Origin of the sequence: Cryobacterium sp. 10I1, assembly GCF_035019805.1 — a bacterium.
Classification (GTDB): Bacteria; Actinomycetota; Actinomycetes; order Actinomycetales; family Microbacteriaceae; genus Cryobacterium; species Cryobacterium glucosi.
This window is the reverse complement of sequence record NZ_JASJVF010000163.1, coordinates 1-7,749: the sequence shown is the minus strand read 5'-3', so window position 1 is coordinate 7,749 and position 7,749 is coordinate 1. Positions and strand designations below refer to the sequence as shown.

The window sequence follows — 7,749 nt, the reverse complement described above, 5'->3', positions numbered from 1 at the left end:
GTCAGCGCGGAGGTAGGCGTAAACGGTTTCGCGGCTGATACCAAAATCTCGAGCCAGAGCAGCCTTCGGCACGCCGGCGGCCGCCTTCTCACGCAACTCCGCAGCCCGGGCCGCATCCAGAGATGGCGCGCGGCCTCGGTACACACCACGCCTCTTCGCCAGGGCAATACCCTCGCGTTGTCGTTCGCGGATCAGGGACCGCTCGAACTCGGCAAAAGCCCCCATCACGTTCAGGAGCAAGTTCGCCATCGCATTGTCCTCGCCGGTGAAAGAGAGTTGCTCTTTCACGAACTCGACCCGGACATTCTTCGCCGTGAGCCGGCGCACGATCGAGCGGAGATCCTCCAAGTTACGGGCAAGGCGATCCATCGAGTGCACGAGAACGGTATCGCCGTCCCTGACGAACTTGATCAACTCCTCCAACTCGGGCCGATTCAGGTCCTTCCCCGACGCCTTGTCCTCGAACACACGGTCGACGTCGACACCATCAAGTTGACGGACGGTGTTCTGATCGAGGGTACTAACTCGCACGTATCCAACTCGTTGACCCGTCATAGGCACCCCACGCTTTCTGTCAGGTTGAACTCTAAGACCCGACAATGAGGGCTGTCAGACAATCCAAATATAACCCTATCCTGACGGCATTGAATACATACGCCTGACGTCTAGCTGGGGTGTACCCCAAACCGAAACGCAGCAGTAAGCCTATGGGCATCTTGCCTCCCTGAAATTCCAGGGGTCCCACACCCGCACCAAGTCGAACCTCCTGGGCCTCGACGACGCTTGACGATGCATGGCAGGATTCGTCGACGGCTCCAACCGCGCCCAGCGTCTCACCGACATCGGACTCGACACCCCCGTCGACGTCCACTACGCACTCGCGGTTACCTGCATCAGTTCATGAGAGCGGGAACATCTCCCTGAACCGTGCATATGCTTCTGCATCCATCGCCAGATGAACGTACGCCTGCTCACGCCGCACCCCCTCGAGCTGAGTGTCAGAGGTAGCGGGCACGCGGGAGAGAATGGCCTTTCTGGTGAGTTCCGTAAGGGGTTCGCCAAGGGCCTGACGAAAGTTGAAGCCTAGAATTTGGAGCACTTTCACCGTGTCTACTGACAGCAGCGGCGCGAACGCGTCAATCTGTGCCAGCTGTCCCTCGCCGCCTTCTCCAGAATTCTGGGCCAGTTTCCGAAGCATTGGCATGATCGTGTCCGTGATGTATCGAACGTCCTGATCCGTGAGTCGCTGCGCTATGAGCTCCTCTTGGTATGCCTGTGCAATGCGGGTCAGTTCAGACTTGTCGGCGACAAGGTCTGAAATGATCTCCTCCAGGCCTGCAACGATCTGGTCGTTCTTTCTTGCTGTGAGAAGTGCGCGTACTTTGTCATCGATAGCAGTGGCTGTATTGCGCGCGAGACTTTCAGCAAGTCGAACGCCGAGTTCGACCGCTTCGGGCGGGATGTCCATGAGTTTCTTTCCTGTCGGATTGTGTACTCAGTCTGTCAGGAACGATTGACTGGCCCTTCGCTGTACCGAGGTGCCATCGACTCCATCTGCTCCATCACAATTTTGATGGCCACAGGCTGGCGGGAAAGATCCTGTAAACGATGTCCTGAGTGAGGTTGCAAACGATGTCCTGTGACATCACATACCTACAACGCGGACTCGCGCTACCACCAAGCGCTACTCGCCACCCACCCACATTCCGACCTGGGATCACCTCGCTGCCATCCTGGGCCGCACCGATTTCCTTTACATCGCCGACTCCAAACTCGCCTCGACCGCTGCGATGACCCACATTCACTCGCGCGGCGGGCGATTCCTCACGGTGTTGCCACGCTCCCGCAGGGAAGACAGCTGCTTCCGGGACTGGGCCGCGACCCACCCGCCAACCTGGACCGAAGCGCTCCGCCACCCCGCCGGTCGACACGACAAACCCGACCAGCGAGCCAAGCGCCCGGTTGCTACGATCAGCGCAATAGCACCGATTAAGCGAGTGATAATAGCGCGGCTAACTTTCGCTTGAGCCAGTTTGCAGATGCTTCGTCCGCAATACTTAGGAGCAGCGTGTCACGACGAGCGGAATCCGTGGCCTGCTGGTCAACTAGCCGTTTGTACGCTGAGGCAGCGGCCAAACCGTTGACACTCCTATTGAGCAGCCACTGACCTTGCTGCTTGCGAGGAAAAAGCAGGACAAAGAGGCAACCCCCGCCAATTAAAAGGCTTCCAAAACCAGCCCAGAGCCCATGGTTGACGAACATTACGTTCACGATGAGCGCCGCGATGGTTAGATATACGCCCAGTGCCGGAGCCCATGTCATGAATTGGGACTTCGTCGTATCGATATATGTAGTGACAAGGACTAACCAACCGAACAAGAGAACAACCAGGCTGGCTGCGAAACCCAATATCAACACGATGAAGAAAATATCCAGAGATTTTTCGGTTCTCAGCGACACCGCAACCCCTGCTGCTGTCAGTGCGATCGCGATCGCGCTGGTCAGTATGGCAACCCACCACGGCCGCAACGAACGCTCTCCTAGAGTGCTCATCCGCTCCTTTCGGAGGAGCATTGAGGCGTCCAGTTCTATGAGCTGTTCATCGTCGCTAAAAGCGACGTAACGCCCTATAAAAAGAGCGAGGAAGCCAATTAAGACCGTCGCTGGGACCAGCGCAAGAAACAAGGCCCAGTCAGGTGACGTGGCTGCGTAGATCCCCACGTATACCGCAATCAGAACACCTGCCGTTCCCAGCAAAAGGCCGGTCCCTCCGAGAACTCGTCGAAGCCTGTCGGCCTCGACGGCGTCAGAGTGGCCGTTGCCAGCCAGAGCGGCAGCGAGAAAACCGAGCAGCGCGGCGATGATTACCGGAATTACCCACCCGAGATGCGCGGCAAGAGTCTTGCCGCCCTCAACGAGCGTGACCAAAGGGTTCTGTTGATCAAGATTCAATTTAATCAGCACCGGCAAGCCGAGCCCAATCACCATGAGCGTTACGGCGGGCGCGGCGGCAAACAGCGCGGTTTGCCGGTAGCTAAGCGGCTCAACCAGAAATCTTTTCGCTGGAGCGGATTGTTGGTTGGCCATTCGCCAATCAAAGCAGACCAAGCGTCAGGCCGGTGTTGCCGCGGCCTCAAGATCACGAATCCGGCAGAACTCAGATCATGGTCATCTGTTTGATAAGTCGGACATTCGCTGCTCTGACAAATTTTCGCCGCGTCCGTCGAGGGCGGAACACCCTTGCTACGGTCTTGATCGCCGTGGGCTGATCCCGCGGTTTTTCTTGGGTGTTGCGCCGGCCAACTGGTCGGCTGCTTCGTGGGGGTAGAGCGCCAGGGACGCGCCGTCTATTCGTACTATCGGCCGCTCGGTTCCAGACTAGATTTCGTGGTGCTCGGTGTCCGTTAAGGGATCGCCGCACACAGTCGCGCGGCCGCGGTAAGGATCTGGGCGGTCGTCCGCGGGTCATCACCGACAGCCAAATCCGCAACGCCCGCCGACTCATTGAGGGCGGAGAGAAAGCGGTTCAGGTCGGGCTTAACCTCGGAATGTCGCGAGCTACCTTTTACCGCCGCGCCCGAGTTCTGGGGCTACTGCCAGATCAATTTGATGACGAGACCCTGACAAGCACCATCGCCAGATAAGGGTCGTGACCTATCCGAGAACGGTCGCTTGACCCCGCTCTCCGAGCGAGGCATGGAGATACACTCAACCTCTCCCGACCAGGTTCAGGCTGACCCCGACGGTGCGACCCTCGTTAGTAGTTCGATCGCAGAGAGCGTTACCCAGAAGATCCAGTCAAGATAATCATCGCCGTAGTCGCCCTTTTGCGACTTGTTGGTGTGCCGCAAGGCGAACTTGTTGAAGATCTGGAAGAGATCGCTCTCGTCACCGGAAGCAAACTGGATTTCCTTGTATCGCTGCCGCTGACTCTCCACGACACCCGCGAGTTGCGTGACCGCAGCTCGTCGCTGGTTAGACGTTGACGAGCGTCCTCGATAGAGGCGGATCGCATCAGCGATCGCACCGTCCTGGGTCTTAGTCCCCGGCGCCGCGGCAGCCAACTGATCAGCGAGCGGGTCGAGCGACAGTGCCGACTGTCTAATCAGATGGCCTTGCTCGCTTGCAGTGTTCCCGAGCCGAAGACCAACGCCGTACCGCGTGAGCAGGGCATTAACGTACCAACGGTAGACAACGGCGCCGGACTGCTTGTTGTGATCGTTGTGGTGGTACCCGCAGCCGCTGAACTGGTGGAACCAGCGAGTACGCGGTCTCTGCGCTTGATCGTGAAAGTACTCGATCACCGAATACAGGACGTCATCCGAAACAGTCCCGTCCTCCAAATCCGACGGCCAATTGATGGCGGCATGGATTGCACGACTAATCTCGTGGCTCGGGTCGAGTTCCCACGATTCGCTGTCATCGACACACTGCTCGCGTAACACTTTCGGAAAATAGTTCAGTGTCCGCAGATCCGTGACAAGTTCAAGGAAGGATCGAGAGAGCGGCGAGCTTTCTGTCACGGCGCCGACGCCTACAGTGCGCTCGATCCAGTATTTGCGGGGCTCGAATCCATGAAGCTTCGTTGGCTCCTCAAGCAATGTAGTCAACACACGACTCGCCTGCTCACTATTAGTGGGTCCAGGAGTCCAGCCCGAGACATCGGTCTGCTCGAGGCTCACGGCGATATCGCCATCAACGAAAGCTTCCGAGAACAAGGTGGCCACCATGTTGATGAAGGCAGTGTCGGACTTCTGCTGAGCGATCCGGTTTCCCTCCCAAAGAAAGAGTTCTTTGGGCCATCGAAGGCTGAAATCGAAATCATTGAGGTCCACAACACCCGCCCCTTCCAGGGCCCACAGGTTTGCAGCTCAAGGCAGTGGAACCGTCAGTGAATGGTCTTGCCGTAGCAGCGCTCACTGTTGGGCGATTCGCAGCGGCGGTAGCTCGTTCACGATGCGCGCTGTTTCCAGGCTGATCGTGACGATGCGCTGCAGCAGAGTGAGGATGTAGGTGGGGTTATCGCGTTCGCTCACCCAGTCGTTGGGGTCATTGCGGATCCCGCTGGGGCCGTCGACCTTCACCTGGTAGCGCTCGATGATCCACTCGATCGCCGACCGGGAGCCGAGCAGGTACTCCTGCGCCTCTGGCGGGATGCCGGTGATCGCGGTGCTGTCGTTGTAGCGGATGGTCGTTTTGTCCCATGCTCCCGCCTTGCCGCCGAACCGCATCTTTGAGACCCGGTAGTCCGGGTCGGCGGCCGTCAATCTAGTGATCGTCAGCGGGTACGGTTCGACCGACTCGTAGCCGAGGTGCAGTTCTGACAGATGCCGCCCGGCCTCACTAAACGCGATGAAATCCTCCGGCTCGGCAAGTATGGGAATGCGTGGCAGCATCTTCTTCAGATCTGACGCGTAGGTCGCGCGATAGTCCGAGGAGTGCAGCAGGCCATAGACGAAAAAGAACACGTCGTCCTTCGAAACGTTGGCACCGTAGCGGTGTCGGTAGTCGGTGAGGATCTCGTCGTTGATGTTATCGACACGCATGAAATCGTCCTCGTCGCCGAACAGAGCTGCCTGCGCCGGGCGCGACTCATACGTGTAACGGGGGAAGAATTGACCGCCCTCCGAGCCCCACAAATTCAAGTCAGGTATTGAGCCAACCGCGAGAACCGCGAAAGGCTTCTGCGCTCCGAGCCCGGTCAGATAAAGGCCGAAATTTTCGTGCCCTGAGGTTGGGAACATCCTCGGTATTTGTGATCGCTCATGATTGAGCATGCTCGCGAAATACACGTTCTGCTTGTTGAACGGTCGATACATGGCGACGGTGAAGTTGGACTCTTCCTCGGTTAGACGTGTGCTCCTTCCCAGTGCATTCCGGAGACTCCGCGCCCAGCTGATACGGGTCGGATCACGATCAATGAAATCTTCCACGGGGAGCGGCTTACCGGCCTCCTCCCAGCGATCGACTTCGTCGTTGTACGCCTCAACGGTTTTCGCTACATTCGACGTCAGGGCGGCTTCAGACGAGTTGTAGACCCACGCGTCGCGGCCTGTCTCGAGTCCGCGGGAGTAGGTGGCGAAGATTGGATTGGCGCCCTTCGTTTTGTCGCCGATCGGGGTGAAGCTTGCGAAGACGTCGTTTCGTTGGTTGAGCCAGTCCCCGGCTGCGTTCGGTGTCAGTGTTGTCCAGGGGACGTCACTCATGGTGCCGTACCGTTTGATCATCGCGAGCTTGTCCTCGCGGCTGAGGTAGTCGCCGATGTCCCGGTAGTGCAGCTGGCCGTTCGTTGATGATTTCGGGTTCTTCACCAGAATCGAGATCGCAATCGTCGCCCGACTCCCCTCGCCGAAGACTTTTCCGCCTTCGCGACGTGATTGTTCTCCTGAGGTTCGCTGATTGCCTCGTAGGTTGAAGATGTAGAGGGAGCTGAACTCGGCCGTCAGGGTCTTACGGAGTCCGTCGGCGGTGTTGCCGTCGATGAAGCCGCCGTTGGAGACGAAGGCCACGACGCCACGATCCTTGAGACGGTCGCTGGCCCAGCGGATGGATCGGATGTAGGAGTCATAGAGGCTGTTCTTGTTCTGAGCGGTCGACAGGGCCGCATACGTGGCAGCAATGCGAGCATCCAAGAACGGGTACTTCAGGTTTTGGTTGTTTTCGTTGCCGCTGTCTTGGCCGGCGGAGTAGGGCGGGTTGCCGACGATGACGCGGATGTCGAGGGCGTTTTGTGCTTTGGCGCGGTCGTTGTTGTCGCCGAAGATCCCGCGGTCGTCGTAGCGGTCGTCATCCTCAGATGACTGGAAGGTGTCGGTGAGGACGATGCCTGGGAAGGGCTCGTAGGTGGTGTCCTGGCCCGCGGGGATGAGGCCGTGGTAGGTGGCTTCGATGTTGACGGCGGCGACGTAGTAGGCGAGGAGCACGATTTCGTTGGCGTGCAGTTCGTGCCGGAATTTCCGTTGAAGGTCTTCGGGTTTGATGAGGCCGGATTGGAGGAGCCGGACGATGAACGTGCCTGTCCCGGTGAAGGGATCGAGGATGTGGACGCCTTCGTCAGAGAGGGTGGCGCCGAATTCGGTCCGGAGGACTTCGTCGGCACTGTGGAGGATGAAGTCGACGATCTCGTTGGGCGTGTAGACGATACCGAGGCGTTCGCTGGTGCCTTTGAACGCACCGGCGAAGAACTTCTCATACAGCCGCTTGATGGTCGTCTGCTTGCCGGCCGCGTCGGTGATACCGTTGACGCTTTTCCGCACGCTGGCGTAGAACGCGTCAAGTTCTTCGGTTTCGGTGTCCAGCCGGGTGCCCTCGAGGGCGTTGACCATGCTCTGCATGACCAGGGAGACCGGGTTGTGTTGGCTGAACCCGTAGCCCTCGAACAGGGCGTCGAAGACTGGTTGGGTGATGAGGTGCTGGGACAGCATCTCGATCGCGTCCTTCTCGCTGATCGACGGGTTCAGGTTGTCGCGGAGACCGCCCAGAAAGGCCTCGAAGGTGGCACGGAGCCTTTCGTCCGACCCGTTGACCAGGTTGGTGATGCGGGTTTGGTGGCGGGCGGCGATGTCGGAGACGTTGTGGGCCCAGTTCTCCCAGTAGTCGCGCTCCCCCACTTTCTCGACGATCTTGGCGTAGATGGCTTCCCGCCAGTCAGCGCCGATCTGGGCCCAGTCCATCGGCACCGACGACCAAATCCAAATTATCGACGTCCGCGACCGCAGCAACGCCAGCGGGGAAAGCTCCCTCCAAGAC

At 58.8% G+C, this 7,749-nt stretch carries 6 protein-coding genes; 1 reads left to right on the top strand and 5 read right to left on the bottom strand.

What is annotated here, in order from left to right:
- The 3 genes from QN345_RS13220 to QN345_RS13210 form a co-directional block, all read right to left on the bottom strand.
- The coding region (locus QN345_RS13220) for a recombinase family protein (protein ID WP_323508742.1) at positions 1-555 on the bottom strand (555 nt) is incomplete at its 3' end.
- A gap of 343 nt (positions 556-898) precedes the next feature.
- Positions 899-1,468 carry a hypothetical protein gene (locus QN345_RS13215; RefSeq protein WP_323508741.1) on the bottom strand — a complete coding sequence of 190 codons (570 nt, stop codon included), beginning with the start codon at positions 1,466-1,468 and terminating at the stop codon, positions 899-901.
- A gap of 521 nt (positions 1,469-1,989) precedes the next feature.
- Positions 1,990-3,087 (bottom strand): hypothetical protein, encoded by a 1,098-nt coding sequence (locus QN345_RS13210; RefSeq protein WP_323508740.1) that lies wholly within the window; start codon positions 3,085-3,087, stop codon positions 1,990-1,992.
- Between the two features lie 200 nt (positions 3,088-3,287).
- On the opposite strand from QN345_RS13210, the gene QN345_RS13205 reads away from it, so the two are divergent.
- On the top strand, positions 3,288-3,644 hold the full coding sequence (locus QN345_RS13205; protein ID WP_323508739.1) for a helix-turn-helix domain-containing protein: 357 nt from the start codon (positions 3,288-3,290) through the stop codon (positions 3,642-3,644).
- Between the two features lie 84 nt (positions 3,645-3,728).
- Here the strand turns inward: QN345_RS13205 and QN345_RS13200 are convergent, their stop codons facing one another.
- Positions 3,729-4,835 carry a hypothetical protein gene (locus QN345_RS13200; RefSeq protein WP_323508738.1) on the bottom strand — a complete coding sequence of 369 codons (1,107 nt, stop codon included), beginning with the start codon at positions 4,833-4,835 and terminating at the stop codon, positions 3,729-3,731.
- An 81-nt stretch (positions 4,836-4,916) separates the two neighbouring features.
- Positions 4,917-7,673 (bottom strand): type ISP restriction/modification enzyme, encoded by a 2,757-nt coding sequence (locus tag QN345_RS13195; protein WP_416347666.1) that lies wholly within the window; start codon positions 7,671-7,673, stop codon positions 4,917-4,919.
- Between the last annotated feature and the right edge of the window lie 76 nt (positions 7,674-7,749).

What these genes read in the sequence shown, in the direction of transcription:
- QN345_RS13195 (WP_416347666.1), bottom strand. Translation starts at nt 7,673, where the DNA reads ATGGACTGGGCCCAGATCGGCGCTGACTGGCGGGAAGCCATCTACGCC.
- QN345_RS13210 (WP_323508740.1), bottom strand. Translation starts at nt 3,087, where the DNA reads ATGGCCAACCAACAATCCGCTCCAGCGAAAAGATTTCTGGTTGAGCCG.
- QN345_RS13215 (WP_323508741.1), bottom strand. Translation starts at nt 1,468, where the DNA reads ATGGACATCCCGCCCGAAGCGGTCGAACTCGGCGTTCGACTTGCTGAA.